21 protein-coding genes are annotated in these 26,502 nt (G+C 74.1%); 11 read left to right on the top strand and 10 right to left on the bottom strand.

Features of this window, described 5'->3' with window-relative positions:
- Positions 1 to 21 precede the first annotated feature (21 nt).
- From ACZ3IG_RS26475 to ACZ3IG_RS26450, 6 genes are all read left to right on the top strand, one after another.
- Positions 22 to 1,302, top strand: a complete 1,281-nt coding sequence (locus tag ACZ3IG_RS26475) for a hypothetical protein (protein ID WP_467435147.1) — start codon at positions 22 to 24, stop codon at positions 1,300 to 1,302.
- On the top strand, positions 1,299 to 2,288 hold the full coding sequence (aztC, locus tag ACZ3IG_RS26470) for a zinc ABC transporter substrate-binding protein AztC (RefSeq protein WP_467435146.1): 990 nt from the start codon (positions 1,299 to 1,301) through the stop codon (positions 2,286 to 2,288). The genes ACZ3IG_RS26475 and aztC overlap by 4 nt, the downstream gene beginning before the upstream one ends.
- Positions 2,289 to 2,377: 89 nt before the next feature.
- Entirely contained in the window at positions 2,378 to 3,589 is a 1,212-nt protein-coding gene (gene aztD / locus ACZ3IG_RS26465) for a zinc metallochaperone AztD (RefSeq protein ID WP_467435144.1), read from the top strand.
- Between the two features lie 191 nt (positions 3,590 to 3,780).
- Complete coding sequence (locus tag ACZ3IG_RS26460; protein WP_467435143.1) at positions 3,781 to 4,773, top strand: hypothetical protein; 993 nt, start codon at positions 3,781 to 3,783, stop codon at positions 4,771 to 4,773.
- Between the two features lie 259 nt (positions 4,774 to 5,032).
- Positions 5,033 to 6,889 (top strand): HSP90 family protein, encoded by a 1,857-nt coding sequence (locus tag ACZ3IG_RS26455; RefSeq protein ID WP_467435141.1) that lies wholly within the window; start codon positions 5,033 to 5,035, stop codon positions 6,887 to 6,889.
- Between the two features lie 2 nt (positions 6,890 to 6,891).
- The gene (locus ACZ3IG_RS26450; protein ID WP_467435140.1) at positions 6,892 to 9,825 is read left to right on the top strand and encodes a hypothetical protein; all 2,934 of its coding nucleotides are present in this window, start codon (positions 6,892 to 6,894) and stop codon (positions 9,823 to 9,825) included.
- 529 nt (positions 9,826 to 10,354) lie between these two features.
- On the opposite strand, the gene ACZ3IG_RS26445 is transcribed toward ACZ3IG_RS26450, so the two are convergent.
- Positions 10,355 to 11,812 (bottom strand): amidase, encoded by a 1,458-nt coding sequence (locus tag ACZ3IG_RS26445; RefSeq protein WP_467435139.1) that lies wholly within the window; start codon positions 11,810 to 11,812, stop codon positions 10,355 to 10,357.
- 169 nt (positions 11,813 to 11,981) lie between these two features.
- On the opposite strand from ACZ3IG_RS26445, the gene ACZ3IG_RS26440 reads away from it, so the two are divergent.
- Positions 11,982 to 12,602, top strand: coding sequence for a TetR/AcrR family transcriptional regulator (locus ACZ3IG_RS26440; RefSeq protein ID WP_467435138.1), 621 nt, complete (start codon positions 11,982 to 11,984; stop codon positions 12,600 to 12,602).
- A gap of 30 nt (positions 12,603 to 12,632) precedes the next feature.
- Here the strand turns inward: ACZ3IG_RS26440 and ACZ3IG_RS26435 are convergent, their stop codons facing one another.
- Positions 12,633 to 13,436 (bottom strand): SDR family NAD(P)-dependent oxidoreductase, encoded by an 804-nt coding sequence (locus ACZ3IG_RS26435; RefSeq protein ID WP_467435137.1) that lies wholly within the window; start codon positions 13,434 to 13,436, stop codon positions 12,633 to 12,635.
- A gap of 172 nt (positions 13,437 to 13,608) precedes the next feature.
- Between ACZ3IG_RS26435 and ACZ3IG_RS26430 the strand changes: the two genes are divergently transcribed.
- The 4 genes from ACZ3IG_RS26430 to ACZ3IG_RS26415 all read left to right on the top strand — a co-directional run bounded on the left by ACZ3IG_RS26430 (position 13,609) and on the right by ACZ3IG_RS26415 (position 17,685).
- Positions 13,609 to 14,670 (top strand): sulfite oxidase, encoded by a 1,062-nt coding sequence (locus ACZ3IG_RS26430; protein ID WP_467435135.1) that lies wholly within the window; start codon positions 13,609 to 13,611, stop codon positions 14,668 to 14,670.
- Between the two features lie 77 nt (positions 14,671 to 14,747).
- Positions 14,748 to 15,665 (top strand): Rieske (2Fe-2S) protein, encoded by a 918-nt coding sequence (locus tag ACZ3IG_RS26425; protein WP_467435134.1) that lies wholly within the window; start codon positions 14,748 to 14,750, stop codon positions 15,663 to 15,665.
- Between the two features lie 218 nt (positions 15,666 to 15,883).
- Entirely contained in the window at positions 15,884 to 17,083 is a 1,200-nt protein-coding gene (locus tag ACZ3IG_RS26420) for a hypothetical protein (RefSeq protein ID WP_467435133.1), read from the top strand.
- Between the two features lie 11 nt (positions 17,084 to 17,094).
- Positions 17,095 to 17,685, top strand: coding sequence for a hemerythrin domain-containing protein (locus ACZ3IG_RS26415; RefSeq protein WP_467435132.1), 591 nt, complete (start codon positions 17,095 to 17,097; stop codon positions 17,683 to 17,685).
- Between the two features lie 72 nt (positions 17,686 to 17,757).
- On the opposite strand, the gene ACZ3IG_RS26410 is transcribed toward ACZ3IG_RS26415, so the two are convergent.
- The 8 genes from ACZ3IG_RS26410 to ACZ3IG_RS26375 form a co-directional block, all read right to left on the bottom strand.
- Complete coding sequence (locus ACZ3IG_RS26410; protein ID WP_467435131.1) at positions 17,758 to 18,198, bottom strand: DUF6098 family protein; 441 nt, start codon at positions 18,196 to 18,198, stop codon at positions 17,758 to 17,760.
- 106 nt (positions 18,199 to 18,304) lie between these two features.
- Positions 18,305 to 18,841, bottom strand: a complete 537-nt coding sequence (locus tag ACZ3IG_RS26405; RefSeq protein WP_467435129.1) for a hypothetical protein — start codon at positions 18,839 to 18,841, stop codon at positions 18,305 to 18,307.
- A 76-nt stretch (positions 18,842 to 18,917) separates the two neighbouring features.
- Entirely contained in the window at positions 18,918 to 19,763 is an 846-nt protein-coding gene (locus ACZ3IG_RS26400) for an MBL fold metallo-hydrolase (RefSeq protein ID WP_467435128.1), read from the bottom strand.
- 113 nt (positions 19,764 to 19,876) lie between these two features.
- The gene (locus ACZ3IG_RS26395) at positions 19,877 to 20,296 is read right to left on the bottom strand and encodes a CBS domain-containing protein (protein WP_467435127.1); all 420 of its coding nucleotides are present in this window, start codon (positions 20,294 to 20,296) and stop codon (positions 19,877 to 19,879) included.
- 129 nt (positions 20,297 to 20,425) lie between these two features.
- Positions 20,426 to 21,871, bottom strand: coding sequence for a glyceraldehyde-3-phosphate dehydrogenase (locus ACZ3IG_RS26390; protein WP_467435125.1), 1,446 nt, complete (start codon positions 21,869 to 21,871; stop codon positions 20,426 to 20,428).
- Between the two features lie 118 nt (positions 21,872 to 21,989).
- Entirely contained in the window at positions 21,990 to 23,255 is a 1,266-nt protein-coding gene (locus ACZ3IG_RS26385) for an amidohydrolase (protein ID WP_467435124.1), read from the bottom strand.
- 77 nt (positions 23,256 to 23,332) lie between these two features.
- The gene (locus tag ACZ3IG_RS26380; RefSeq protein ID WP_467435123.1) at positions 23,333 to 24,376 is read right to left on the bottom strand and encodes a LacI family DNA-binding transcriptional regulator; all 1,044 of its coding nucleotides are present in this window, start codon (positions 24,374 to 24,376) and stop codon (positions 23,333 to 23,335) included.
- Between the two features lie 153 nt (positions 24,377 to 24,529).
- Complete coding sequence (locus ACZ3IG_RS26375) at positions 24,530 to 26,293, bottom strand: glycoside hydrolase family 35 protein (protein ID WP_467435122.1); 1,764 nt, start codon at positions 26,291 to 26,293, stop codon at positions 24,530 to 24,532.
- Between the last annotated feature and the right edge of the window lie 209 nt (positions 26,294 to 26,502).

Below are 26,502 nucleotides of genomic sequence, written 5' to 3'. Positions count from 1 at the left end.
ACGAAATCCGAGGCGATCGTCTTGACCGTCCGCAACCCGAGCACTGCCGGCACTGCCGGCACCGTCCGTACCGTCCGCAGAAACGTCAAGCCATGGGCTCCGGCCGCACTGGTGCTCACCGCGCTGCTCGCCACGGGCTGCGGGGGAGAGCAGGACGACGACGGCCGCCCGGCGGCGAGTTCGCCGTCCGCCACCCCGCACGGCTATGTCGAGGGCGCGCAGGAGGCCGCCGAGCAGCAGTCCCGGCTGCTGCTCAACGACCCCGACAGCGGTAGCACCCGGGTCCTCGACCTCATCACCGGCGAGGTGACCGAGACGGACCAGGTGACGGGCGCCGCCCGACTGGCCACGGACGGCCGGTTCGGCTACCTCCACGCCTCCGCCGCCACGCACGTCGTCGACAGCGGCTCCTGGATGGTGGACCACGGCGACCATGTCCACTACTACCGCGCGGCCATACGCGACATCGGCGAACTCCCCGTCGGCGCCGAGGCGCACATGCGCGGTGACATCGCCGTCACCGCGGTCACCGGCGAGGACGGCGAGGCCGTCCTGTACGACCGGAGCAAGCTGGAGCAGGGCGAGATCGCGTCCTCCCGGACCCTGCCGGGCACCTACGACGGAGCGGTCGTCCCCTACGCGGAACACCTCCTGGGCTTCACCGGCGAGGGCGGCGCCACGGAACTCGTCGTACTCGACCGCGAGGGCAGGCGCGTCGCCGCCCCCGAAGCGGCGTGCGAGAAGCCGCAGGGCGACGCCGTCACCCGGCGCGGCGTGGTGCTGGGCTGCGCCGACGGCGCCCTGCTCGTCCGCGAGGAGGACGGCGCCTTCACCGCCGAGAAGATCGCCTACGACGAGGACGTACCCGCCGCGGAACGCGCCACCGCCTTCCGGCAGCGGGCCGGCAGCGACACCCTCACCGCGCCGGCCGGCGACGACGCCGTATGGGTCCTGGACGTCACCGAGCGCGGCTGGACCCGGGTGGAGACCGGGCCCGTCGTCGCCGCCAACACCGCCGGGGAGGGCTCCCCGCTGCTCGTCCTGGAGACCGACGGGGCACTGCACGGCTACGACATCGCCACCGGCGAGCAGACCGCCCGCACCAAGAGCCTGCTGACCGGGAAGCAGCGGGCGGGCGCGGACGACGGCGCACCGGTGATCGAGGTGGACCGCAGCCGCGCGTACGTCAACGACCCGGACGGCAAGAAGGTGTTCGAGATCGACTACAACGACGGTCTGCGGGTCGCCCGCTCCTTCGACCTGGACATCGAGCCGGTCCTCATGGCGGAGACCGGCCGATGAGCCGCGGCGCGACGAAGCGGCGGGTGCGCCTGGGCGCGGCACGGCCGCGCGGTGCGCTGATGGGCCTGCTCGCCCTGGTCACGGCCGCCGCCGCCACCGCCTGCGCCACCGGTGACGACCGGCCCGCCATCGTCGTCACCACCAACATCCTCGGCGACGTCACCCGGGAGATCGTCGGTGACGAAGCCGACGTCACCGTCCTGATGAAGCCCAACGCCGACCCGCACTCCTTCGGCCTGTCGGCCGTCCAGGCCGCCGAACTGGAGAGCGCCGACCTCGTCGTCCACAACGGCCTCGGCCTGGAGGAGAACGTACTGCGGCACGTGACCGCCGCCCGTGAAGCGGGCATCGCCGTCTTCGCCGCGGGCGAGGCCGCCGACCCGCTCACCTTCGGGGCCGGCGACGACGGCGGCCCGGAGGACGCGGAAGGACAGCCCGACCCGCACTTCTGGACCGACCCGGACCGGATGCGCAAGGCCGCCGGACTCATCGCCGACCAGGTGATCGAGCACGTCGACGGGGTGGACGAGGCCACCGTCCGCGCCAACGCCGGCCGCTACGACAAGGAGCTGGCGGACCTCACCACCTGGATGGAGAAGTCCTTCGACCGCGTCCCCGAGGACAAGCGCGCCCTGGTCACCAACCACCACGTCTTCGGCTACCTCGCCGACCGCTTCGGCTTCCGGGTGATCGGCGCGGTCGTCCCCAGCGGCACCACGCTCGCCTCACCCAGCTCCTCCGACCTGCGCTCCCTGACCCAGGCGATGGAGGACGCCGGAGTACGCACCGTCTTCGCCGACTCCTCCCAGCCCACCCGGCTGGCCGAGGTCCTGAAGACGGAACTCGGCGGCCAGGTGCGGGTCGTCGAGCTGTACTCGGAGTCGCTGACCGCCCAGGGCGAGGGCGCCGACACCTACCTGCGGATGATGCGCGCCAACACCACCGCCATGACCGACGGCCTGACCGCCGGCACCACCGGCGACTGACCTCCCACCGACCGAACGGCCCCGGCCGACCGGCCGGGAACCCCAACCCGACTCCCGCCGCCACGCGCGGCCACGGAAGGAACACACCGGTGAACACGACCACACGCAGGAGAACCCTCACGGGTACGGCACTCGCCCTGGCGGTGTCCACCGTCCTGACCGCCTGCGGCGGGCAGGACTCGGACTCCTCCTCCGGCGCCGAGGCCGGGACCGAGGACACCGCGAGCGCCAGTCCCGCCGCGGCGGTCAAGGACCCGCTGGTCGCCACCTTCGACGGCGGCCTCTACATCCTCGACGGCGAAACGCTGAAGCTCAGCAAGACCATCGAGCTGGCCGGCTTCAACCGGGTCAACCCCGCGGGCGACGAGGACCACGTCATCGTCTCCACCGACAGCGGCTTCCGCGTCCTGGACGCCACCGGACAGGCCCTCACCGGCATCGAGTACAAGGGCGCCAAGCCCGGCCACGTCGTCCGCCACGCGGGCAGGACGGCGCTCTTCACCGACGGCACCGGCGAGGTCAACGTCTTCGACCCCGCCGACCTCGGCGCCGGCGAGAAGCCCGAGACCCGCACCTACACCTCCGCCGAGGCCCACCACGGCGTCGCCATCGAACTGGCCAACGGCGAACTGCTCACCACCCTCGGCACCGAGGAGAAGCGCACGGGCGCGCTGGTCCTGGACAAGAACGACAAGGAGATCGACCGCAACGAGAAGTGCCCCGGCGTCCACGGTGAGGCCGCCGCGCGGAACGAGGCGATCGCCGTCGGCTGCGAGGACGGCGTACTGATCTACAAGGACGGCGAGTTCACCAAGATCGACGCCCCCGACGACTACGGCCGCATCGGCAACCAGGCCGGCAGCGACGCCTCCCCGGTCCTGCTCGGCGACTACAAGACCGACCCGGAGGCCGAACTGGAGCGGCCCACCCGCGTCTCCCTCATCGACACCGAGAAGAAGAAGCTGCGCCTGGTCGACCTGGGCACCAGCTACTCCTTCCGCTCACTGGCCCGCGGTCCCGAGGGCGAGGCACTCGTCCTCGGCACGGACGGCGCGATCCGCGTGATCGACCCGGCCAGCGGCAAGATCGAGAAGAAGATCCCCGTCGTGGCCGAGTGGCAGGAACCGCTGGACTGGCAGCAGCCCCGGCCCACCCTGTTCGTCCGCGGCACCACCGCCTACGTCTCCGAACCCGGCGAGAAGGCCCTGCACGCCGTCGACCTCGCGACCGGCGAGAAGATCGCCTCCGTGACCCTGCCGAAGAGCACCAACGAGCTGTCGGGGGTCGTCGCGGGACACTGACCCGGTACGCCCCGGCACGCCGCCGCCCCGCACCCTACGGACCGCGGAGCGGCGGCGTCCGCCGTGCTCCCCACCGACCTGGAGCCCGGGGCCGAGTCCGTGAAGCATCCGTGAACACCCTGTGGGCGCGATGTCAGCGGTGCCGCTTATGCTGCACCAGTTGATCACGCGGGACCAGGGGAGGACGCGGCATGTTCGGCAAGCTGTTCGGCAGGGGCGGGGAGAGACCGGCGGACCCGCACGCCCTTCCCGATCCGCACAGACAGAAGAACGGGATGTACACGCTGCGCGCGCTCGGCGACCAGCGGGTGCTCGCCCTGGCGGAGGCCGCCGAAGCCGGTGACTGGGACGCGGTCAAGACGGCGCTGGCCCCCTTCGACGCCGGCCGTGACCACCAGGTCCTGGGCCAACTGGCCGACCGGGACGGTGTGCAGGACTGGATCGGCCGCGCCGTCGAGGAGGAGAAGGACGACGAGCACCGGGCGACCGCCCTGCTGATCTCCGGGAAGCGCCACCTCAGCTGGGGCTGGGAAGCACGCACCAGCGACCGCGCCGTGAACGTCACACAGGAGCAGTGGCGGATCTTCCACGAGCGGCTCCACATCGCCGAGGAGCACCTGTTCGCCGCCGCCGAACTGCGGCCGGAATGGGTCACTCCCTGGCGCAGCCTGCTCACCTCCGGCCGCGGCATGTCGCTCGGCGCCGCCGTCAACGAGACCCGGCGCGACGCCGCCCTGCGCCGCGACCCGCTGGACCTGGAGTGCCACATCGAGTGGGTGTCGCAGTTGCAGCCCCGGTGGGGCGGCGAGCCGGGCGAGGCCCTGGCGTACGCCCGCGACGCGCTCGCCCGCACCCCGCAGGGCCACCGGCTCGGCTGCGTGATCGCCATCGCGCACATCGAGGACTGGGTCGAGTCGGACAGCGGGGACTGCCTGCAGACCGACGAGATCCGGGCGGAGCTGCGGCAGGCGGCCGAGCACAGCGTCCTCCACCCCTCCTACCAGCGGCAGCCCGGCTGGCAGTACGACTTCAACCTCTTCGCGATGGCCCTGTCGCTGGCCGACGAACGGCACACGATCCGGCGGGTCTTCCAGACGCTCGACGGCGCCTACACCGACAGCTGGCCCTGGAAGTACCTCGCGGAGCCCGAGAAGCGGTTCGCCCGCCACCACCGCCGCGTCTGACCCCACGGCCGGCCGCGGCCCGCCCACCGCCGACGTCCCGCCGGCGCGGGCCCGTCCCGGTCCGCTCGCCCTCGGTGCCGTCCCGTGGGGGCGTGCCGGTTCCGGTCCGTCGTCCGCGTACGCCGCACCCGGTCCGCCGGTCATCGACGCCCCGGCCGGCCCGCACCACCGCCCCGCCCGCCGCCCCGGCCTCCGAGCCCGCTGCCTCTGCCCCCGCCTTTCCCTTGCCCCTGCCGACCCTCCCATCCCGGACTGCCCGATGACTCTGCCCGACACCGCCGCGAACGCGGCCGGCGCCGACCACACCTTCCAGGTGGACCTGCGCGGCCTCGTCGACCTCCTCTCCCACCACCTCTACTCCAGCCCCCGCGTCTACCTCCGCGAACTCCTCCAGAACGCGGTGGACGCGCTGACCGCCCGGAACGCGCTCCGACCCGACGCGGGCGCCGACGCCTTCGGCATCCGCCTGTACGCCGACGGCTCCGTGGTCCGCGTCGAGGACGACGGTGTCGGCCTCACCGACGCCGACGTGCACGCCTTCCTCGCCACCATCGGCCGCAGCAGCAAACGGGCCGAGGGGATAGCCGAGCAACGCGGCGACTTCATCGGCCAGTTCGGCATCGGCCTGCTCTCCTGCTTCCTGGTCGCCGACGAGATCCACGTCCTGAGCCGCTCCGCCCGTACCCCCGACGCACCCGCCGTGGAGTGGCGCGGACGCGGCGACGGCAGCTACACCGTCCGCACCCTGCCCGCCACCTCCCGCCCCCGGCCCGGCACCACCGTCACCCTGACGCCCCGCGCCGACGCGGGGGAGTGGACCCGGCCCGCCCAAGTGCACGCCCTGGCCCGGCACTTCGGCTCCCTGCTGCGCCACCCGGTGACCTTCGACGACGGCACGGCCGGCCCGGACGGCCCCGGCGTGTCCGTCAACCCCGAACCCGCCCCCTGGGCGCGTGCCCACCCCACCCCCGGAGCCCGCTCCCGCGCGCTCGCCGCGTACGGGGAGGAGGTCTTCGGGTTCACCCCGCTGGACACCGTCGAACTGGACCTGCCCGCCGTGGGCCTCAAGGGCATCGCCTGCGTGCTGCCCGAGACGGTCCCGGCCGGCCGCCGCCACGGCCACCGCGTGCACGTCAAGGGCATGCTGCTGTCCGAGCAGGCCGAGGAGATCCTGCCCGAGTGGGCGTTCTTCGTCCGCTGCGTCATCGACGCCGAGGGCCTGCGCCCCACCGCCTCCCGCGAGTCCCTGTACGAGGACGACACCCTCGCGGCCGTCCGCGAGGCCCTGGCCGAACGGCTGCGGGAGTGGATCGCGCGCGCCGCCGCCAGCGACCCCGACCTGCTCGGCCGCTTCCTCCGGATCCACCACCTGGCCGTGAAGTCCCTCGCCGTGCACGACGACGAGATCCTGCGGATGCTGCTGCCCTGGCTGCCGTTCGAGACCACCGACGGACACACCACCCTCGACGAGTTCGCCCGCACCCACCGCACCGTCCTGGTCACCTCCAGCGTGGAGGAGTTCCGGCAGATCGCCGCGATCGCCTCGGCCGCCGGACTCGGCGTCGTCAACGGCGGCTACACCTACGACCGCGAACTGGTCCACCGGCTCCCCGAGATCCGCCCCGAATCCACCGTCGCCGACCTCGACCCGGCGACCCTCACCGCCCACCTCGACCCCGTCGACCGGGAGACGGAACTCGCCGCCGCGGCCTACCTCGCCCTCGCCCGCGACGCCCTGGCCGTCTTCGACTGCGACGTCGCCCTGCGCACCTTCCAGCCCGCCTCCGCGCCCGCCCTCCTCATGGACAGCCGCGAGGCCCGGCACGAGCGCACCCGCTCCCGGCTCGCCCGTGAGCAGGAAGGCGGCCTGTGGGGCGACATCCTCGGCGCGCTGCGCCAGGAGGCCCCGCGCGCCCAGCTGATCCTCAACCAGCTCAACCCGCTGGTCCGCGCCGCCGTCGCCATCGACGAACCCGAACTGGCCCGCACCAGCGCCGAAGCCCTCTACGGACAGGCCGCGATGCTGTCCCGGCGTCCGCTCAGACCCGCCGAGTCGAGCCTCATCAACCGCTCCTTCCTCGACCTCCTCGCCCACGCCCTCCGCAAGGACAGCTGACGATGCCCACCACACCCCAGCCGCAGAGCACGGACGAGCTGTACCAGGCGCTCCAGGAGAACGACCGGCGCCCCTACGGCCGCACCCGCACCGTCACCGCGGAGGAACTCGTCGACGCGGCCGAGCGGTTCGAGGAGCCGGTCCCCCTGATCCACGCGCTGTTCGAACTCCAGGAGGCGTACACCTACGGCTCCGAACCCCGTAAGTCGCCCGTCGTCTTCGCCCGGCTGCTCAGCCTCTTCGACGAGCAGCCCGACCTCTTCGACGAGCGCCTGCGCCACCTGCTGTTCTGGCGGTTCAAGTGGGTCGCCCACGCCCTGCGCCAGCTGCCCGAGATCCCCCTGACCAGCCTGCGCCAGTGGCTCACCGAGATGCGCGACCGCTACGAGAAGGCGGGCCTCGGCCTCCAGCCGTACTACGGCCAGGCCTACCAGCTCGCCGCCCACCTCGGGGAGGACACCGAGCGCGCCTACGAGCTGTGGGCGGGCCGCGTCCGCACCCGGCTCAGCGACTGCGAGGCATGCGAGACCTGCCAGCGCGCCCGCCACCACCTCGCCGCCGGCGACGACGAGCGGGCGCTGCGCGTCTGGGAGCCCGTCCTGGCCGGCCAGGAGTCCTGCCAGGAGGAACCGGCCCGCTCCGTCTCGTACGCGCTGCTGCCCCTGCTGCGCACCGGCCGCGCCGACCGGGCCCGCGCCCTGCACCTGGCCGGCTACCGGGGCTGCCGGCGCAACCCCTCGATGTCCGGGGAGGTCGGCCGGCACCTGGAGTTCTGCGCGCTGACCGGCAACGAGGCCCGCGGCCTGGAACTCCTCGCCGAGAACCGCACCCTGTTCGACGAGGTCGACTCGCCGCTGGACCAGCTCGACTTCCTCACCGGCGTCGAGGTCCTCCTCCAGCGCGTCGAGTCCCTCGGCCACGGTGGCCTGCCCGCCGCGGGCCCGTCGGGCCGCACCTGGACGGTGGCCGCCCTGCGCACCGAGATCCACGCCCGCGCCGACGACCTCGCCGCCCGCTTCGACGCCCGGGGCGGCACCACGGTCCACACCGACCGCCGCGGGGACCGCCTCGCGAGGCAACCGCTCCTGGACGCGCTGGAGCTGACCCTGCGCCCCCGCGCCCTCGACGACGTCGCCCCGGCCGCCCCGCCCGCCGCCCCTCCGGCCTCCTCCGACGAGCCGGAGTCACTCCCCGAACTCATAGCCCGGGCGCGGGCGTTGGAGCAGCAGGGGCATCCGGGCGCACGGGCCCGCTGGGCGCGGCTGCGCACCCTCGCCGCCGCCCGCGACTACACCCACCCCGACGACCCGGCCGTGGGCCCGCTGGTCCGGCTGCGCGCCGACCTGCTGTCCGACGAGGCGGGTCTGGCGTCCGAGAAGGACGAACACGCCCTCGCCGCCGCCCTCCACGAGGAGGCCGCGGGGCTGTACGAGGACGCCGGCCGGCCGGGGGACGCGGCGGTCTCGCGCGGCTGCGCCCTGCTCGCCGCCACCCAGATCCCGGGGGAGGGCGCCGACGCGGACGAGGCGAGGACCGCCGCGCTGACCGCCGCCCACGAGGCGGTCGTCCGCCTGCACGAGCGGACGCCCGGCCTCGCCCCGTACCAGGAGGCCCGGCTGCTGCGGCTGCGGGCGACCGCGCTCGGCCTGCGCCTGCAGACCTCGGGCAGCGAGCGGCACATCGCGCCGGTCCTCGCCGAGGTGGACCTGCTGGAGGCGTTCGCCACCCGGCACGACCTCGCCGGGCAGCTCTCCGGCGCCCTGCTGCTGCGGGCCAGCACCCACGCCCTCTCCGGCGACCTGCCCGCCGCGGTCACCGGCATCGACGCCCTCCTGGACCGGCTGCGGACCCACGGCCCCGCCTGGCACCTGCCCCGCACACTCGGCCTGCGCGGCCGGCTCCAGCTCGGCCTGCGCGACGCCGAGGCCGCCCACGCGAACCTGGCCGAAGCCCTGCGCCTGGCCGCGGACTGGCCGGCCGGCACGAGCGACACCGCCCGTCTGCACGGCGACCTGGCCGAGACCTGCGTGCACCTGGGCCGCCCCGACGAGGCCCTGCGCCACCTGACCCGCTCGGCCGAACTCGACCTGCGCACCGGCAGCCGTACCGACGCGTACTGCACCTACGGCAACGCCGCGCAGCTCAGCCTCGACCTGGGCCGCGTCGAGGACTGCATCGCCCTGCTCGACTCCCTGCTCGCCGACCCCGGCGTCACCGCCGGAGAGCTGGACGACCGGCTCGTGGCCCAACTGCGCCTGACCCGCGGCCGCGCGCTGCGCGCGGGGGAGGACCTCAAGGCCGCCACGGCGGAACTCGTCGCCCTCGCGGCCGAGTCGGCCGACTGGGACGACGACCCGGGCAGCCATGCCATGATCGCCGCGGAGGCGGCCGTACTCCTCGGTGAGTCCGGCGAGTTCGACCGGGCCCGGCAGGCCGCCGGCCAGGCGCTCGCCGCCCACGCCCGCGCCCCGCGCTACGAGCAGCTCAGCAGTTGCCTGCGGGAACTCGCCCGGCTCCAGGCCCAGCGGCAGGGCCCCGAGGGCCTCGCCGACGCCCGGGCCTTCCTCGCCGACGCCGCCCGGGTCGCCGACGAGGCCCGCGCCGCCGGACACGTGCCCCACGGCCGCTCCCTGGACACCGCCCTGGCCTACGAGCACGGCAGGGTCAACGCCTACGCCGGTGCGTACGAGGACGCCCTCACCGCCCTGGACAAGGCCCTCGCCCTGCTCGGCGAGCCGGGACCGGAGCCGGAGGGGGCCGGCGAGTGGGCCGAGTGCGTCCGGCTCGCGGGCGCCGTCGAGGGCATCTACCTGGAACGCCCCGTCCCGGCCCTGGCCCGCCTCGACGCGGCGGTCGCCCGCCTCACCGCCCTGGGCCACACCGAGGAGACCGAACCCCTGACCGCCCTGGCGGCCCGCCTGCGCGACGAGGAGTGACCCGGCGCGGGGGCGGTCCCCCCCCGGGGGGCCGCCCTCAGGGGCGCGCGGGCGGCCCGGAGCCGTCCACCGTGACCGAGCGCGGCAGCCGGTCGAGACAGGTCCGCAGCCGGCCCGCGGTGCCGTACGCGTCCGGGGCAAGGCGGTGATCGCCGCCGGGAGCGCGCCCGGGGCCTGGAGCCGTCGCTGTCGGAGGCGGCCCGGGCGGCCCGGGTGCTGGAGGCGGGCCGCGACCAGTTCGGCGGCGGGGCCCGCCCCGGACTCGTCGAGGAACTCGTCACCTCGGGCCGTGTCCGCGGGTACCGCCTGGACGCCTCCTCGCGCCGGGTCCTGCGGGAGACGTTCGTCGTCGGCCGGTTCGGCGGCCCGTACGTCGACGCCGACCGGGCCGCCGAGACCGCCGGCCGCGCCGACCTCACCGAGGCGGGCCCCGCGCCCGGCGCCGCTCCCCGACCCTCCTCACCAACCGGGAGACACCCTCCCGGCGACCGGACGCCCCGGGCCGTACGAGGGCGCGGACCCGGCGGGGTCACGCCTCGGCGGCCCGCGCGGTCCCCGCCCACACCGCGGGTGTCCGGCCCGACCAGGGGCTCGCCTGCTCCAGTTGGCCGGCGAGACGGAAGAGGCTGTCCTCGCGGCCGTGACCGGCGGCGAACTGCATGCCGACCGGGAGCCCCGTCCCGGCGTCCGCCGTCACCGGGACGGACATGGCGGGCGTGCCCGCCACGTTGAACACCGCGGTGAACGGCGCACGGGACAGGACCCGGTCGAGCCACCCGTGGCCGTCCAGCGTCTCCTCCCCTTCGGCGAACGTGCCGAGGAGGAGGGGAAGTTCGGGCAGGGTCGGGGTGAGCAGCACGTCGTACGCGTCGAAGCACCGGGCCAGGCTCCGGGCGACCCGGTTGCGCATCCCGAGGGCGGCGACGAACTGCGTGCCGGTGACCTGCCGCCCGTAGTGGTAGCTCGCCAGGACGGGCGGCTCCAGGGTCGAGGAGTCGGCGGGCCGGCCGAGCGCGGCGGCCAGCTCGTCGACCTGGGCGGCCAGATTCGCCGCCCACTGACGGGCGTTGGCCAGCACGAACTCCTCCCAGCCCGCTCCGAGGTCCACCTCCGCCTCCGTCACCCGGTGGCCGAGGGATTCGAGCAGGGACACGGTGCGCGCGAGGGCGTCGGCCACGGCAGCGGTGGTGCGGCGTCCGCCCCACGCCTGGGTGAGCACCCCGATCCGCAGCGAGCCCGGGTCACGGGTGACCTCCTGCGCGTACGGCAGGGTCGGCGGCACGGCGTAGTAGGGGTCGCCCGGTTCCGGTCCGCTGATCAGGTCGAGCAGGACCGCGCTGTCGCGCACGGAGCGGCTGACAGCGCCGTGCACGGCCAGGCCGTTGAAGATCTCGTCCACGCCGGGCCCCATGGAGACCCGGCCGCGGGTGGGCTTCAGCCCGAACAGGCCGTTGCAGGCGGCGGGTATCCGCAGGGAACCGGCCGCGTCGGTGGCGTGCGCCATCGGCACCACCCCGGCGGCGACGGCGGCGCCCGCGCCCCCGCTGGAGCCGCCCGCGCTGCGCGCCACGTCCCACGGGTTGCGGGTCGCGCCGTACAGCACCGGCTCCGTCGTGACGCTGTACGCCAGCTCCGGGGTCGTGGTCCGCCCGAACGTGACGAGGCCGGCCCGCCGGAAGCGGGTCATCAGGAAGGAGTCGGCGCCGGCGACGAGACCGGCCGCGAGCCGGCTGCCCAGCTCCGTGCGCCGCCCGGCCATGGTGACCCCGAGGTCCTTGATCAGGAAGGGGACACCGGCCAGCGGCGCGCTGCCGGGAGCGGGCCGGTCGTCGGTGTCCCAGGTCTCCACGACGGCGTTGATCCGCGGACCGACCGCCCGCGCCGCCGCCCGCGCGGCGGCCTCCACCTCGGCGGGCGTCACCTCGCCCCCGGCCACCAGCTCCGCCAGTCCGACTCCGTCGAACTGCACGTACTCGGCAACTTCCACTGCCACTCCCGATGAGAGAAGAGAATGCGAAAAGAACACGAACGATACCGATGAGTCCCTGACGATACCGATCGGTATCGCATGGGACGGACTGGTACCGTAGCAGGAGTCGAAAGGCCGGGGCCGAGGGGCGCAGGGGCCGAAACCGATCGGATGTCACGGAGCAGCCATGGAACCGACCGCCGCGAGGCCGTCCAGAAGACCGGACCGGGTGGCGAAACTGCCGCCCCGTGAGCGCATCCTCGACGCGGCGGAGGAGCTGTTCCAGAGCGAGGGGATCCGGCGGGTGGGGGTCCAGGCGATCGCCGAGCGGGCCGAGACCACCAAAATGGCGATCTACCGGCACTTCGAGACCAAGGACGCGCTGGTCGCGGAGTGGCTGCGGATCGTCGCCGCCGACTACCAGGCGGCCTTCGACCGGGCCGAGGCGGAACACCCCGGGCGGCCCAGGGAGCAGATCCTGGGCCTGGCCCGTTTCATCGCCGAGGGGCTGCCGGCGGTCTCGCACCGGGGCTGCCCGTTCATCAACTCCCTGGCCGAACTGCCCGACCGCGACCACCCCGCCCGGCGGGTGATCGAGGAACACAAGGCCCGCCAGACCCACAGGCTGACCGCCATGTGCGCGGAGGCCGGGCTGCCCGACCCCGGGCAGGCCGCCGCCGAGATCACCTTCGTACTCGAAGGCGCGCAGGTCAGCACCCAGAACGGCAGCATCGACCGGGCGGGGGAGAGGCTGATGCGCATCGTCGAGGCCATCGTGGACCGGCACGACGCGCTCCGGGACCGCTGACCCTCCCCGGCCCGGCGCACGCGCCGGGGGTCAGCTGCCGCCCCCGCGGGCCGCCGTCCGGATCGCCAGTTCCGCCTCCGCCAGCCGGGTCAGCGGTGCCTGGTCCGCGAGCCCCGGCACACACACCGACTCGCCGGTGTCCAACGCCGCCAGCGAGGCGTCGACCACCTGGTCCACCGGCATGCCGCCGTCCTCGTGCACGGACTGCTCGCGCCCCGGCACCGGCTCCTGCCCCCGGGACCGGTGGAACTCGGTGGCGGTCAGCCCGGGGCACAGCACCTGGATCCGCAGCGGCGTACCGGCCAGTTCGGCGGCGAGCGTGCGGGTGAAGGTGACCACGTAGCCCTTCGTGCCGCCGTACACCGCGCGTTCGGGCAGCGGATGAGGCGGCAGCCCGCCCGCGAACGCCAGCTGCGAGGCGACGTTGACCACCGTGCCCCGCCCGCGCTCCAGCATGGCCGGGACCGCCGCCCGGGTGAGCGCGGTGACGGCGAGGACGTTGATGCCGAGGACCTTGGCCATCAGCTCCGGTTCGAGCCGGGCGAACGGGCCGTAGCCGTTGATCCCCGCGTTGTTGAGCAGGAACCCGATGTCGTCGCCCGCCGCACGCCGCACCACCCGGGCCAGGTCGTCCGGCTCGGACAGATCGGCCACGAGCGTCTCCACCGCCGTGTCCGTCTCCGTGCGCAGCCACGTCGCGAGGTCGTCGAGCCGCTGCGCTCGCCGGGCCACCAGGACGGTGTCCCAGCCCAGTCCGGCCAGGCGTCGCGCGTAGGCCGCGCCGATGCCCGAGGAGGCTCCCGTCACCAGGGCCGCGCCACGTTCCGTACTCATCCGCATGCCGCCTTTCGTGCTGCCGGCCGGTGACACCGGGATCGGTGCCGGACGCCCCGGCCGGCTCCTCCGTACAGGATCGCCCGGGTCCGCCCCGGAGGCGCTGCCGGGCGGACACCGGAAGAAAGGCGGATAATCACGGCATATGGGCCTGTGGGGCAAACGGAACGACATGGTGGTGCACGAACGGGAGCCGTTCAACGCCGAGCCACCGCCCGCCGCGCTGACCGGCGGTGGCATCACACCCCTGGACGCCTTCTACAGCCGCAACCACGGGCCCGTCCCCGACATCGACCCGGCCGGATGGCGGCTGGAGGTGGACGGCCTGGTCGAGCGGCGGCTGAGCCTGTCGGCGGCCGAGCTGCGGGCCCGGTTCGAGGAGGCGGAGGTGACGGCCACCCTCCAGTGTGCGGGCAACCGGCGGACGGAACTGACCGGCGTACGCGACATCCCCGGCGAGACACCGTGGGGTCCGTGCGCCCTGTCCACCGCCCGCTTCCGCGGCGTCCGGCTGGCCGACGTCCTCGCACGCGCCGGCCTGGACCCGCGTACGGCGCACATCGCGTTCACCGCCCCCGACGTCTCCCCGCTCGCCGATCCGCCGCAGCCCTACGGCGTCTCGATCCCGCTCGGCAAGGCGCTCGGGCCGGAGGTGCTGCTCGCCTGGACCATGAACGACCGCCCGCTGCCCCGCGTGCACGGAGCGCCGCTGCGCGCGGTGGTGCCGGGCTGGATCGGCGCCCGCAGCGTCAAGTGGCTGCACCGGGTCACCGCCCGGGCCACACCGTCCGACGCCCACTTCCAGACCACCGCCTACCGCCTGCTCCCGGCCGGCGCCGACCCCGGCCGCACCGGCCCCGGGGACGGCATCCCGCTCGGACCGCTCCCCCTGAACTGCGCCGTCCTGAGCCCCGCCGACGGCTCCCGCCCGCCCGCCGGCCCGACACGGATCACCGGCTACGCCCTGGCCGGCGAGGGCCGCACCGTCGCCCGGGTCGACGTCTCACCGGACGGCGGCCGCTCCTGGACGCGGGCCGCCCTGGACGAGGCCGCCGGCCCGTGGGTGTGGCAGCACTGGCGCACCGTACTGGACCTGCCCGCCGGCGCGTCGGAGGTCGTCGCCCGGGCCTGGGACTGCGCCGGTGCCACCACCCCCGAGTCACCCGCCACCGTGTGGAACCCCAAGGGCTACGCCAACAACTCCTGGCCACGCGTCCGCGTGCACTGCGGCTGACCCGGACCCACCGGGCGTTTCCGCCCCGCTCGCCGGGGGACTCACCGCTCATGAACACAAAGCCAGGTCACCGTCGGATGGGGCAGAACCGCGTCCTGTGGCTGCTGGACGCCCTGGAACGCACACCCAAGGCGGACACGGTCATCGACGCCCTGGGCAGGAGGGTGCGGGCGCTGCCCCTGGGGTCCGCGCGGGACCTGCTGCACGGCCGGTGGCTCGGGCACCCCGTGCACCCGCTGCTGGTGCAGGTGCCGATCGGCAGCTGGCTGTCGGCCGCCGTGCTCGACCTGTGCCCCGGCCGCTCGCGGGAGGCGGGCCTGCTCGTCGGCGTCGGGCTCGCGACCGCGGCGCCCGCCGCCGTGACGGGCGCCGTCGACTGGGCGGAACTCCACCCGCAGCAGCAGCGCGTCGGCCTGGTGCACGCCCTGGCCAACACGACCGCTCTGGGCCTCTACGGCGCCTCACTGCTGTGCCGCCTCACGGGCCGGCCGGCGGCCGGACGGGTGTACGGGTTCCTCGGTCTGACGGCGGTCGGCGCGGGCGGCATGCTCGGCGGCCACCTGGCCTACCGCCAGGCCTCCGGCGCCAACCACGCCGAGGAGGTCCCGCACGTCCTCACGCCGGGCTGGCACCGGGTCGGCGACGTGGCGGAGTTCCCCGCCGGCGAGCCCGTACGGCGGACCGTGGACGACGTGCCGGTCCTGGTCGTCCGTGAGACCGGCGGCACCGTCCACGCGCTGGCCGAGCGGTGCAGCCACCTCGCCGGACCCCTGTCGGAGGGCACGGTCGCCGACGGCTGCGTCACCTGCCCCTGGCACGGCAGTGTCTTCCGGCTCTCCGACGGCTGGAACGTCCGCGGCCCCGCCACCGCGCCCCAGCCCGCCTTCGACACCCGCGTCGTCGACGGCCACGTCGAGGTGCGGCTGCGCGGGCAGGACGGGCCGGAGCCGGAAGCCGACGGGGCCGACGAGCGGACCCACGAGCACAGCGGCTGACGGACGCCTCCTCCGCCCAGCGGCATCCGGACATGTCATACGCCGGGCCCGCTCTCGCCCTGACTGAGCCACCAGGGGGAACCCTCCGGCCCATGGACGTGAGCGGTGGCCCGGAACCGCCCCCGGCGGAAGACTGCGAGTGCACGTCCGCGCCGACCGCCGGAACCGGGGTACCCCGGCGGCGCGCGAGTCCCCCCTCGTCCTCAGGAGGCAGGCGTATGACGTTCAATCCGCTGGAGCAGCGGGGTATCCCGCTCGACCGCCAACTGCGCAGCTGGCGCGAGCTGAACGTGGAGCCCATCGACCCGGACCGGTGCGACCCCTACACCCGCTGCCGGATCATCACCATGAACGGGATCGAGGTGGAGGCGATCCTCTTCAGCCACCAGCTCGCCCGGCACTGTCCCGACCCCGAGATCAAGCGGCAGCTGGCCCGCACCCGGTACATCGAGGCGCAGCAGCAGAAGGTCGTGAACTGGCTGCTTCCCGGTGTCTCCTCGGTGCTGGAGACGACGATCGCCTACGAGCAGGTCGCGGTGGACCTGACGGCGTGGGTGGCGCGGATGGAGCCGGACCCGTACCTGAAGCAGGCGTACCAGTTCGGCGTGCTGGAGGACTTCGACCACCTGTACCGGTACGCCAACCTGTACGAGATGATCGAGCACCGCAAGGCGGAGTCGATCGTCGACAACCTCACCGAGGTCATGCCCGGCCGGCCCACCCGGTTCCACCACCGCGACCCGGTCGACAACGTCCGCGACCCGTACGACAAGGACACGACGAACCCGCTGTCCAAGCTGCACGCGCTGACCATCATGTCGGCGGAGCAGCAGACCATGAACTTCTACATGAACACCGGCCCCACCTACATGGAGCCGATCGCCCGCCGGCTCTACCAGGAGATCGGGCTGATCGAGGAGGAGCACGTCACCCACTACGAGTCCCTGGTGGACCCGGGGGAGACGTGGTGGGAGCAGCTCGTCAACCACGAGTACAACGAGTGCTACCTGTACTACTCCTTCATGGAGCAGGAGAGCGACCCCAGGGTCAAGGCGATCTGGGAGCTGCACCTGAACATGGAGCTGGAGCACCTGCACACCGCCTGCGACCTGATGCGCCGCCACGACGGCCGGGACCCGGCCTCGGTGCTGGCGCCCGAGCTGCCGAACGTGCTCACCTTCGAGCCGAACAAGGGCTATCTGCGGGAGCTGCTGGACACCCAGATGGACCTGACGACACTCGGGGCGGGCTACGTCCGCGAGGCGCACGAGCGGTTCGAGGCGATGCAGGAGCAGATCCACGGCGGCGAGGCCCCGCCCAGCGACCGGGTCATGGCCGAGCACGACGCCATGTTCGGCCGCGAGTACCGGGTCCAGACCGAGGGCGAGCACCCCGACCCCGCGATGCGCGAGAAGTGAGGGGGCACGACATGACCGAGCTGCACACCCCGCAGGCCGGGGACGACCACGCCAAGGACGACGACGTCGTCGCGCTGCTGATGCGCCAGCACGGCGACATCCGCAACCTCTTCGACGAGGTGGAGGCGTGCACCGGTGAGGAACGCCGGGACGCCTTCCGCCGGCTGGTGCGGCTGCTGGCGGTGCACGAGACCGCCGAGGAGGAGGTGATCCATCCCTTCGCGCGGCGCGCGTTCGACGGCGGCGAGGAGGTCGTCGCCGACCGGCTCGCCGAGGAGCGGGCCGCCAAGGAGACCCTCGCGGCCCTCGACGACATGGACACCGACGACCCGGAGTTCCTCTCCCGGCTGATGCGGCTGCGCACCGACGTGCAGGAACACGCCCGGGCCGAGGAGCGGTACGAGTTCACACACATCCGGCGCAGCACCGACGCCGCGAGCCTGGCCGCCATGGCGCGGGCGATCAAGGCCGCCGAGGCCATGGCACCCACCCGCCCGCACCCGGGGGTGGAGTCGGGGGCCAAGAACATGGCCCTGGGCCCCGTCGCCGCCCTCATGGACCGCACCAAGGACGCCGCCCGCAGGGCCATGGGCAAGGGCTGAACGCCGGTTCGGGAGGAAGGACGCCGGGCCCGGACGGTGAGTCGGGGGGGGAACAGGGATCCGGCCCGGCGCTCAGGCTCCGACGGCACCGTCACGGTTCAACGGCCCCCAGGGGCCGCGCTGCCGACGGATGATCTCACCGGCCTCGGCGATCACCCGCGCGTCGATCCAGCCCAGCGGCTCCACGTCCGTGACCAGCGGCTCGTTGTCCGGCCCACGGGCCACCTCCCGGCCGGCCAGCACCCAGGGGCGGGTGCCGGAGTGCTTCACCCGTGGCAGGTGGGAGTAGTCGTGCAGCCGCCGGGCGACCCAGACGTCCGGCGGCCGGTCGCCCCACCAGCCCTCGATGTCCAGCGGGCTGGCCGACAGACCGGGCATCGCCACGCCGGTCAGATCGTCCGTGCTGGAGATCGCCGACAGGTCCTTGCCGGGGCCCAGCGACCAGCGCACGTAGAGCCCGTCGCGGGTGGTCACCAGGGCGGTCAGGCCGCGCAGGGTGGTGAAAGTGGTCATGTGGGGGGTGTCCGTCATGGTCCTGCCGTTCTGCCGTGCCGTTCTGCCGCTCGCTGGGACGAGGCCGCTGGGACGAGGGGCGCCCTTCCGCCGGTCCGGGACCGGGTCATCGCCCCCGTGCCCGAGCGCGGGGTACGGGCCCCGCGTCCGCGTGGCGGCCGGGACGCGCCGCGGCGTGCCGCTGTCCGGGCCCCGGGCCCGAGCGGGCGGCCAGGGCGTCGGCGACGGCACCGGTCACGAAGGCGTACACCGTCTTGTGGAGCAGGTCGACCACCAGCTCCCGGCGGGGCCAGGTGGACGGCGGGGCGCCCACGCCGGTGGCGTTCTCCAGGATCTGGTCGCTGGTGAGCCGTACGACGGCGAACTGCGCCGACGACCAGGGCCCGCGCAGCCCGGCGTGTGCCATCACCGACCGCAGGACGCCCAGGAGAGCGCCCTGCCCGAGGTGCATGGCGAGGTTCACCGGCACGGGCTGACGGCCGCCCGGGTGTTCCGGCAGGCCGGTCAGCCGCTGCAGGGTCCGGGCGGGCACATGGGAATCGGGGCGGCCGGTCAGCCGTTGCTCGGCCTTCTCGGCCAGCGTCATCACCACGACCCCGGCCGCGCCGGCCGCCGGCCCCTGCCACCACGCGTGCTTCCTCATGCCGCCGCGAGTACCCGCGCCCTGGCGTCTTCACCTCGTTCCGCTCCGGCGCCCGGCAGCCCGGGACACCCCCGCGCTACGTGACGACGGGCGGCCCGCCGTCCGGGCCCAGGACCGCCCGCCGGCCGCGGCGGCAGTGCACGATCCGGTCGGCGAGTCCCTCGCGGCCGGCTGCGGCCAGGAAGGCGTCGAGCGGTGAGCGGAAGACCGTGTAGTCGTCGTAGTGCACCGGCAGGATCAGCCGTGGACCGAGCCGCCGCGCGAGTTCCGCGCCCTGGCGTCCGTCCATGGTCACCACGAAGCCGCCCGGCAGCGTCGTACCGCCCAGGTGGAGCACGGCGAGGTCCGGTCCGGGGTGGCGCCGGGCGATCTCGTCCAGGCCGTCGAAGAGCAGTGTGTCGCCGGAGAGGTAGAGACGGTGCCGCGCGGGCCCGCCGAGCGGTCCGAACTCCAGCAGGCTCCCCATCACCGGTGGCAGCAGGCGACGCAGCACCGGGTGGCCGGCGTGCCGGGCGGGCAGCGCGGTGACGCGGACCTGGGCGTCCCCGTGCCGCACGGTCTCCTCCTGCCAGGTGCGCAGCCCCACGGCCCGGTGGAAGCCGTGCACGGCCTGGAGCCGGCGGGACGCGTGCGGGGTGGTGACGATCGGCAGGGACCGGGGCAGGTGCCGTCTGGCCCGGCGGTCGAAGTGGTCGCCGTGCAGGTGCGACAGCACCACGGCGTCGAGGGCCGGCAGGGCGCGCGGGTCCAGGGCGGGCTCGGTCAGGCGGCGGCTGACCAGCCCGTACCCGAGGTGGGCGAGCTGGCCGCGGTGCAGGAAGTTCGGGTCGGTGAGCAGGCTCAGCCCGCGGTACCGGAGCAGCACGGTGGCGTTGCCGATGAAGTGGAGCCGCAGCGAGTCGTCGGGGGAGGACGGGTCCATGAGTGATCGATCCTGTCCGGGAGTGCTCGGCCGGGCCCGGCGGCCCGGGTCCTCGGGCAAGGACGGAGTACCCCTCGGGAGACGGCTCACCCGGCCCCGGCGCCGGGGTGCCCTCAGCGGTTCGGCCCGGCCGCGCTGATCCGCGCCAGGACGCACGTCGGGTCCTGGTCGACGGCCACGTCTCCCAAGGTGACGATGCCGACCGGCCGGCCGTCGTCGACCACGGGCAGCCGGCGCAGGGCCTTGCCCCGCATCAGCTGCACCGCCCGGTCGACGTCGTCCTCGGGGGCGACGCACACCACGTCCCCGCTGCACGCCTCGGCGACCGTCCGGGCCGAGGCGTCCTGGGCATCGGCGAGGATGCGCACCGTCAGGTCCCGGTCGGTGACCAGCCCCCGCAGCCGCCCGTCCGCCACCACCAGTACCGCGCCGATGTCCTTGTCGCGCATGACGCGGGCCACCTCCGGGACCGGGGTGTCCGGAGTCACGGTGACCGGGCCGAGGGTCATCACCTCGCGTACCAGCGGAGCCATTTCCTCCTCCTTGCCGGGCAGCGGACGTGAAGGAGAGGTACCACTCCTGGGGCGGACCGAACCGGCGACGTGCCGACGCGGCCGTGACAGGCGGGTGTCGACCTGTCCGCTCCGGCGTCCCGGCCGGGATCAGGCATCGACCGCCGGGTAGGTCGGGTACTCCACGCCGGAGACGTGCTGGACGACCCGCACGACCTGGCAGGAGTAGCCGAACTCGTTGTCGTACCAGAGGTAGAGGATCGCGTTGTCGCCCTCCACCTTGAGCGCGCCGGCGTCGACGATCGAGGCGTGCCGGGAGCCGATGAAGTCGCTGGAGACCGCGTCCGGGGCGGTGATGAAGTCGATCTGGCGCTTCAGCGGCGAGGTCAGCGACACCTCGCGCAGGTGGTCCAGGACCTCCTCGCGGGTGGTCTCACGGGCGAGCTGGAGGTTGAGGATCGCGATCGACACGTCCGGCACCGGCACGCGGATCGAGGAGCCGGTGATCCGCGCCTTCAGGTCCGGGAGCGCCTTGGCGACAGCCGAGGCGGCGCCGGTCTCGGTGATCACCATGTTCAGCGGCGCCGAACGGCCCCGCCGGTCGGACTTGTGGTAATTGTCCAGCAGGTTCTGGTCGTTGGTGAACGAGTGGACCGTCTCCACGTGCCCGCGCAGCACACCGTACTCGTCGGCCATCGCCTTCAGCGGCGGCACGATCGCGTTGGTGGTGCAGGAGGCGCAGGAGATGATCCGCTCGTCCGGCTTGACCGTCTCGTGGTTGACGCCGTGCACGATGTTGGGGACGTCGCCCTTGCCGGGCGCGGTCAGCACCACCTTGTCGATGCCCGGGCGCAGGTGCTTCGACAGTCCCTCCCGGTCGCGCCAGCGGCCGGTGTTGTCGATGAGGATGGCGTTCTTGATGCCGTACGCCGTGTAGTCCACCGTCGTCGGGTCGGCGGAGTAGATCACCTTGATGGCGTTGCCGTTGGCGACGATGGTGCTGGTGGCCTCGTCGACGGTGATCGTGCCCTGGAACTGGCCGTGGATGGAGTCCCGGCGCAGCAGCGAGGCGCGCTTGACGAGGTCGCCGCCCCCGCTGTCGCGGACGACGACGGCGCGCAGCCGCAGCCCGTTGCCGGAGCCGGCCTTCTCGATCAGCAGCCGGGCGAGGAGCCGGCCGATGCGGCCGAAGCCGTAGAGGACGACGTCCCGCGGCTCACGGCGGTCGATCTTGTTCGCGCCCGTGGCCCCGGCGACGGCCTCGGCGGTGAACTCCGCCACCGACAGCCCCCGGTCGTCGGCCTTGTGGGTCGCGGCGAGCATGCCGATGTCGATCTGGGAGGGGCCGAGGTCGAGCGCGGTGAGCGCCTGGAGGAAGGGCAGCGTCTCGGTGACCGACAGCTCCGCGCCGGCGATCTGCCGGGCGAAGCGGTGCGTCTTGAGGATGCTGACCACCGACTTGTTCACCAGGGAACGGCTGTGCAGCAGGACCGTCACGTCCCGCTCCCGGTGCAGCTTCCCGATCATCGGGATCATCGATTCCGCGATCTCCTCGCGGTTCTTCCAGTCGGTGAACGAGTCGTCGTTGACAGTCACGGTTCCATCTTTCGAGCTAGGCGGCGCTCATATGTTAACCGCACCGCCCCGATGATCGATCAAGTGGGGGCAGGGGTGATCGAATGAGCGCCGCCCGGCCTCGGTGACAGGGCCCGCGCTACCCCGCCAGCCAGGCCAGCGCGCCCACCGTCAACGCCCGTACGCCGGTGTCGAGGGTGGGCTGCGGGACGGGGGCGAACCTCGGGCTGTGGTTGGAGGGCACGTCCTGCCGGAGAGTGCCCCGCCGCTCGGCCCGGGCATACGTCCGCGGCGCGATGCCGCCGATGCCCCAGTAGGTGTACGGGACGCCGAACGCCGCCGGGATCTCGCTCAAGTCCTCGCTGGCCGTCTGGAGTTCGACGGTGTGCAGACTGTCGCCGAAGTGGTCCGCGAACGCGCGGGTGACGGTCTCGGTCGCGCCGGCGTCGTTGACCGTCGGCGGGAACGACCGCAGGTGCTCGATCTCCGGCTCCTTCGGCGCCCCGGACGCCTGCGCCTCCGCGCGCACGATCCGCTCGATCGCGGCCAGCACCTGCTCGCGCACGCTCGCGTCGTACGTGCGCACGTTGAGCTGGAGGACGGCGTGGTCGGGGATGATGTTGGGCCCGGTGCCGGCCTGGACGCTGCCCACGGTGACGACGACGGGCGTGGTCGCGCCGGTCTCGCGGGAGACCACCGTCTGGAGCCGGATCACACACATAGCCGCCATGACGACGGGGTCGACCCCGGTCTGCGGGGCCGAGCCGTGCGCGCCCCGCCCGTGCAGGGTGATCCGCAGGTTGTCGGCGGCGGAGAGGAAGGAGCCGGGGCGGGTGCCGACGTATCCGGCCGGGTACGGCAGTACGTGCTGGGCGAGGACCACGTCCGGCCGCGGCACCTTCTCCGTCAGACCGTCGTCGAGCATGGCCCGGGCCCCGTCGCCGTTCTCCTCCGAGGGCTGGAACAGCACGACCAGGGTGCCCTGCCAGGTGCCCTGCGGCGCCGCCGCCATCAGCCGGGCGAACCCGGCCATGCAGGCCACGTGCACATCGTGCCCGCAGGCGTGCATCACCGGCCGGTCCTGGCCCTCCGCGTCCTTCGCCGTGGCCGTCGACGCGTACGGCAGGCCGGTCGCCTCCCGCACCGGCAGGGCGTCCATGTCCGCGCGCAGCAGCACCGTGGGACCGTCGCCCCGCGTCAGTACGCCGGTCACGCCGGTCCCGCCCAGCCCCTCCGTCACCTCGTAACCGCAGCCGCGCAGCGCCTGCGCCGCCTTCGCGGCGGTGCGGTGCTCCTGGAAGCCCAGCTCGGGGTGGGAGTGGAGGTCGCGGTACAGGTCCTCCACGTCGGACCGGATGTCGTTCAGCCCGGACAACACGGCCTGCGCTGCCGTCTCGACGGTCATGGCGATGCCTCCCACTCGTTGATCTCCAGGCGTCAGCGAAACACCCCGGGGACAGCGCCGCAATCGACCGCCGGGCGCTACCGGACCGGCGGCGGCCCGCTGCTGCGCCGTACCACCAGCTCGGCCGGGACCGGCGTGCCCGAGGGCGCCGGCCCGGCGCCGTCGATCCGGTCGAGGAGCAGCCGCACCGACCGGGTGCCGAGTTCCGCGAAGTCCGTGCGCACCGTGGTCAGCGGGGGCAGGAAGTGGGCCGCCTCCGGAATGTCGTCGTAGCCGACGACGCTGACCTCGCCGGGGACGGACCGCCCGGCCTCGTGCAGGGCGTGCAGGACGCCCAGCGCCATCTGGTCGTTGGAGACGAACACGGCCGTCGTCCCCGCCCGCCGCGCCAGCCGCCGGCCCAGTTCGTACCCGGCGTCCGCGCTCCAGTCGCCGACGAGCGGCTCGGGCACCTCGGCCCCGGCATCCTCCAGGGCGGTCCGCCAAGCGGACCGCCGCAGGTCGGCGGAGGTCCAGCCGGCCGGGCCCGCGATGTGGTGGACGGTGCGGTGGCCGAGGGACAGCAGGTGCCCGGTGGCCTTGCGGGCCCCGCTGCCGGAGTCCCCGACGACCGCCGGGGTGTCGTCCAGCACCACCAGGGGCGCGGCCGGACCGGTGTCCGCCAGGGCCCGGCCCACCCACCGCTGCGGCGCGATGGCGATCACCCCGTCCGCGCCCTCGGCCGACAGCCGGGCCACGGCCTCGGCCACCGTGTCCCGGTCGGCCGTGTCCAGGGCGATGGAGCTGACCAGGTAACCGGCCTTCTGCGCCGCCGTGTCGATCGCGGCCAGGATGGCGGCGGGGCCGTAGCGCGCGGCGTCGAACGAGATGACGCCCAGCATCCGGGTCCGCCCGCTGGCCAGGGACCGCGCGCTGCGGCTGGGGCGGTACCCGAGCGCCCGCATGGCCTCCCGCACCGCCTCCCGGGTCTCCGGGCGGACGGCGGGATGGTCGTTGAGCACCCGGGAGACGGTCTGCTTGGAGACGCCCGCGCGGCGTGCCACGTCGTCCATCACGGGACGGGCCCCGGCGAAGCCCCGCCGGCTGCGCCGCGCGGGTCCCTCGGGTGCGCTCGGGCTCATACGGGTCCGTTCCTCCGCGTCGGCAGACGGCGGTACGGCGGACCCGTCCCGCCCGGCGGAAGCACAGCATAGGCCGGGCGGGACGGGCGCACGACACGGGCCGGGCCTGGGCCGGGCCCGGCCCAGGGTCTCGTCAGACCTGGTCAGACCCGGTCAGACCTTGTCCGGACCGAGGTCGGGGGCGTCCGTGAGCAGGGCACGTCCGGCGACAGCGCCGTGCAGTTCCAGCAGGACCAGGTCGTTGCTCCCCGGGCGCAGCACCGGCGCGGGGACGTACAGCGTGCGCTGCGGACCCCGGTTCCAGTAGCGGCCGAGGGCGAAGCCGTTGACCCACGCCTGCCCCTTGGTCCAGCCGGGCAGCGCCAGGAAGGCGTCGGCGGGCTCCGTCACCTCGAACGTGCCGTGGTGGTAGGCCGGGGCGGCGGCCGGTCCGGTGCCGGACGCGGTGAACGCCCGCGCGCCGGGCACGCCGTGCGGCAGCGGACGGCACTCCCAGCCGCGCAGCACCGTCCCGTCGAAGGAGACCGGCCCGAGGAGGCCCTTGGGGTCCCCGATGTGCGGCCCGTAGTTGACCCCGCCCAGGTTCTCCACCAGGACGTCCAGCGTGGCGCCGGGGCGGGGCACGCGCACCGGCAGCGTCTCCTCGCCGCGCTCGCGCTCCAGCACCCCCGCGGGGGCGCCGTCGACGAAGACCTGGGCCCGGTCGCCGACCCCGCCCTCGAAACGCAGCAGTCCGTCCCCGGTGGCGGGCACGGTGGTGCGGTACAGGGCCAGGCCGGACGCCTGCCCCAGCTCGTGCATCGCCGCCGGATCGTCACCGCGCACCGCCGCCGCCGAGGCCGAGGCGTACGGCAGCAGCGGCGCCCGCCGGTCCAGCTCCACCGGCGTGGGCGGCAGTTTGGGGCCCGCGGCCGGGACGGGTCCGTCCGGCACCGGGGCGTGCCGGGCGATGACCTCGCGGAAGGCGTGGTACTTGGGCCCGGGGTCGCCGCACTCGGTGAGCGGGGCGTCGTAGTCGTACGAGGTGACGGTGGGGGCGTAGGCGTGGTGGTGGTTGGCGCCGTTGGTGAGGCCGAAGTTGGTGCCGCCGTGGAACATGTACAGGTTCACCGAGGCGCCCGCCGACAGCAGCCGGTCCAGGTCGGCGGCGGCGTCGGCCGCGTCCCGCACGTGGTGCGGCCCGCCCCAGTGGTCGAACCAGCCGATCCAGAACTCGGCGCACATCAGCGGCCCTTCGCCCCGGTGGGCGCGGAGCGTGCCGAGCGACTCCTCGATCCGGCTGCCGAAGGTGCCGGTGGCGAGCACGCCCGGCAGGCTGCCGGCGGCCAGGTGCGCCGGGTCGGCCTGGTCGCAGGTGAACAGCAGCTCCTCGACACCGCGCGCCCGCAGCCCCTCGGCGAGGTGCTTCAGGTACGCGGTGTCGTCGCCGTACGCCCCGTACTCGTTCTCCACCTGTACGGCGATCACCGGTCCGCCCGACGCGGCGAGGTGCGGCAGCAACGGGGGCAGCAGCAGGTCGAGGTAGCGGTCGACGGCGGCGGTGAACCGGGGGTCGCCGCTGCGCGGCCGGATGTCCCGGTCGGCGGTGAGCCACCCGGGCAGCCCGCCCCCGTCCCACTCGGCGCAGATGTACGGGCCGGGCCGCAACAGCACCCGCAGCCCCTCCTCGCCGGCCAGCCGCAGGAAGCGCGGCAGGTCGAGGATGCCGTCGAGGTCGAGCGGACCGGCGGGGTCCGGCTGGTGGAGGTTCCACGGGACGTACGTCTCGACCGTGTTGAGCCCCATCAGGCGGGCCTTGCGCAGCCGGTCGGCCCACTGCCGCGGATGGACCCGGAAGTAGTGCAGCGCACCGGAGATGATGCGGAACGGCTCGCCGTGGAGCAGGAATCCGTCGGACGTCGTCGTCAGGGCGGGCATACGGGGGTTCCCTTCGAAGGGGCGGGGCACCGCGCGGGACCGAGCGTGTGTTACCGGTAACATGACACCCGTCGGCCGGGCCCCGGGTCAACCCCCCCGCGCTGGTTCCCCGGCGGTCGGCGGCCCTCCTCGGCGGCCGGCCGCGCGAGACGCGCCCCGGACAGGATTGCCGCCGCCCCGACCGGGTACGCGAGGCGGGACCGCGCCCG

Source organism: Streptomyces sp. NPDC016677, assembly GCF_055562815.1.
Note: the sequence above shows the minus strand (reverse complement) of the source record. Positions and strands in the feature narration are given on the sequence as shown.

What these genes read in the sequence shown, in the direction of transcription:
- aztC (WP_467435146.1), top strand. Translation starts at nt 1,299, where the DNA reads ATGAGCCGCGGCGCGACGAAGCGGCGGGTGCGCCTGGGCGCGGCACGG.
- ACZ3IG_RS26460 (WP_467435143.1), top strand. Translation starts at nt 3,781, where the DNA reads ATGTTCGGCAAGCTGTTCGGCAGGGGCGGGGAGAGACCGGCGGACCCG.
- ACZ3IG_RS26455 (WP_467435141.1), top strand. Translation starts at nt 5,033, where the DNA reads ATGACTCTGCCCGACACCGCCGCGAACGCGGCCGGCGCCGACCACACC.
- ACZ3IG_RS26450 (WP_467435140.1), top strand. Translation starts at nt 6,892, where the DNA reads ATGCCCACCACACCCCAGCCGCAGAGCACGGACGAGCTGTACCAGGCG.
- ACZ3IG_RS26440 (WP_467435138.1), top strand. Translation starts at nt 11,982, where the DNA reads ATGGAACCGACCGCCGCGAGGCCGTCCAGAAGACCGGACCGGGTGGCG.
- ACZ3IG_RS26435 (WP_467435137.1), bottom strand. Translation starts at nt 13,436, where the DNA reads ATGAGTACGGAACGTGGCGCGGCCCTGGTGACGGGAGCCTCCTCGGGC.
- ACZ3IG_RS26430 (WP_467435135.1), top strand. Translation starts at nt 13,609, where the DNA reads ATGGTGGTGCACGAACGGGAGCCGTTCAACGCCGAGCCACCGCCCGCC.
- ACZ3IG_RS26425 (WP_467435134.1), top strand. Translation starts at nt 14,748, where the DNA reads ATGGGGCAGAACCGCGTCCTGTGGCTGCTGGACGCCCTGGAACGCACA.
- ACZ3IG_RS26420 (WP_467435133.1), top strand. Translation starts at nt 15,884, where the DNA reads ATGACGTTCAATCCGCTGGAGCAGCGGGGTATCCCGCTCGACCGCCAA.
- ACZ3IG_RS26415 (WP_467435132.1), top strand. Translation starts at nt 17,095, where the DNA reads ATGACCGAGCTGCACACCCCGCAGGCCGGGGACGACCACGCCAAGGAC.
- ACZ3IG_RS26410 (WP_467435131.1), bottom strand. Translation starts at nt 18,198, where the DNA reads ATGACCACTTTCACCACCCTGCGCGGCCTGACCGCCCTGGTGACCACC.
- ACZ3IG_RS26405 (WP_467435129.1), bottom strand. Translation starts at nt 18,841, where the DNA reads ATGAGGAAGCACGCGTGGTGGCAGGGGCCGGCGGCCGGCGCGGCCGGG.
- ACZ3IG_RS26400 (WP_467435128.1), bottom strand. Translation starts at nt 19,763, where the DNA reads ATGGACCCGTCCTCCCCCGACGACTCGCTGCGGCTCCACTTCATCGGC.
- ACZ3IG_RS26395 (WP_467435127.1), bottom strand. Translation starts at nt 20,296, where the DNA reads ATGGCTCCGCTGGTACGCGAGGTGATGACCCTCGGCCCGGTCACCGTG.
- ACZ3IG_RS26385 (WP_467435124.1), bottom strand. Translation starts at nt 23,255, where the DNA reads ATGACCGTCGAGACGGCAGCGCAGGCCGTGTTGTCCGGGCTGAACGAC.
- ACZ3IG_RS26380 (WP_467435123.1), bottom strand. Translation starts at nt 24,376, where the DNA reads ATGAGCCCGAGCGCACCCGAGGGACCCGCGCGGCGCAGCCGGCGGGGC.
- ACZ3IG_RS26375 (WP_467435122.1), bottom strand. Translation starts at nt 26,293, where the DNA reads ATGCCCGCCCTGACGACGACGTCCGACGGATTCCTGCTCCACGGCGAG.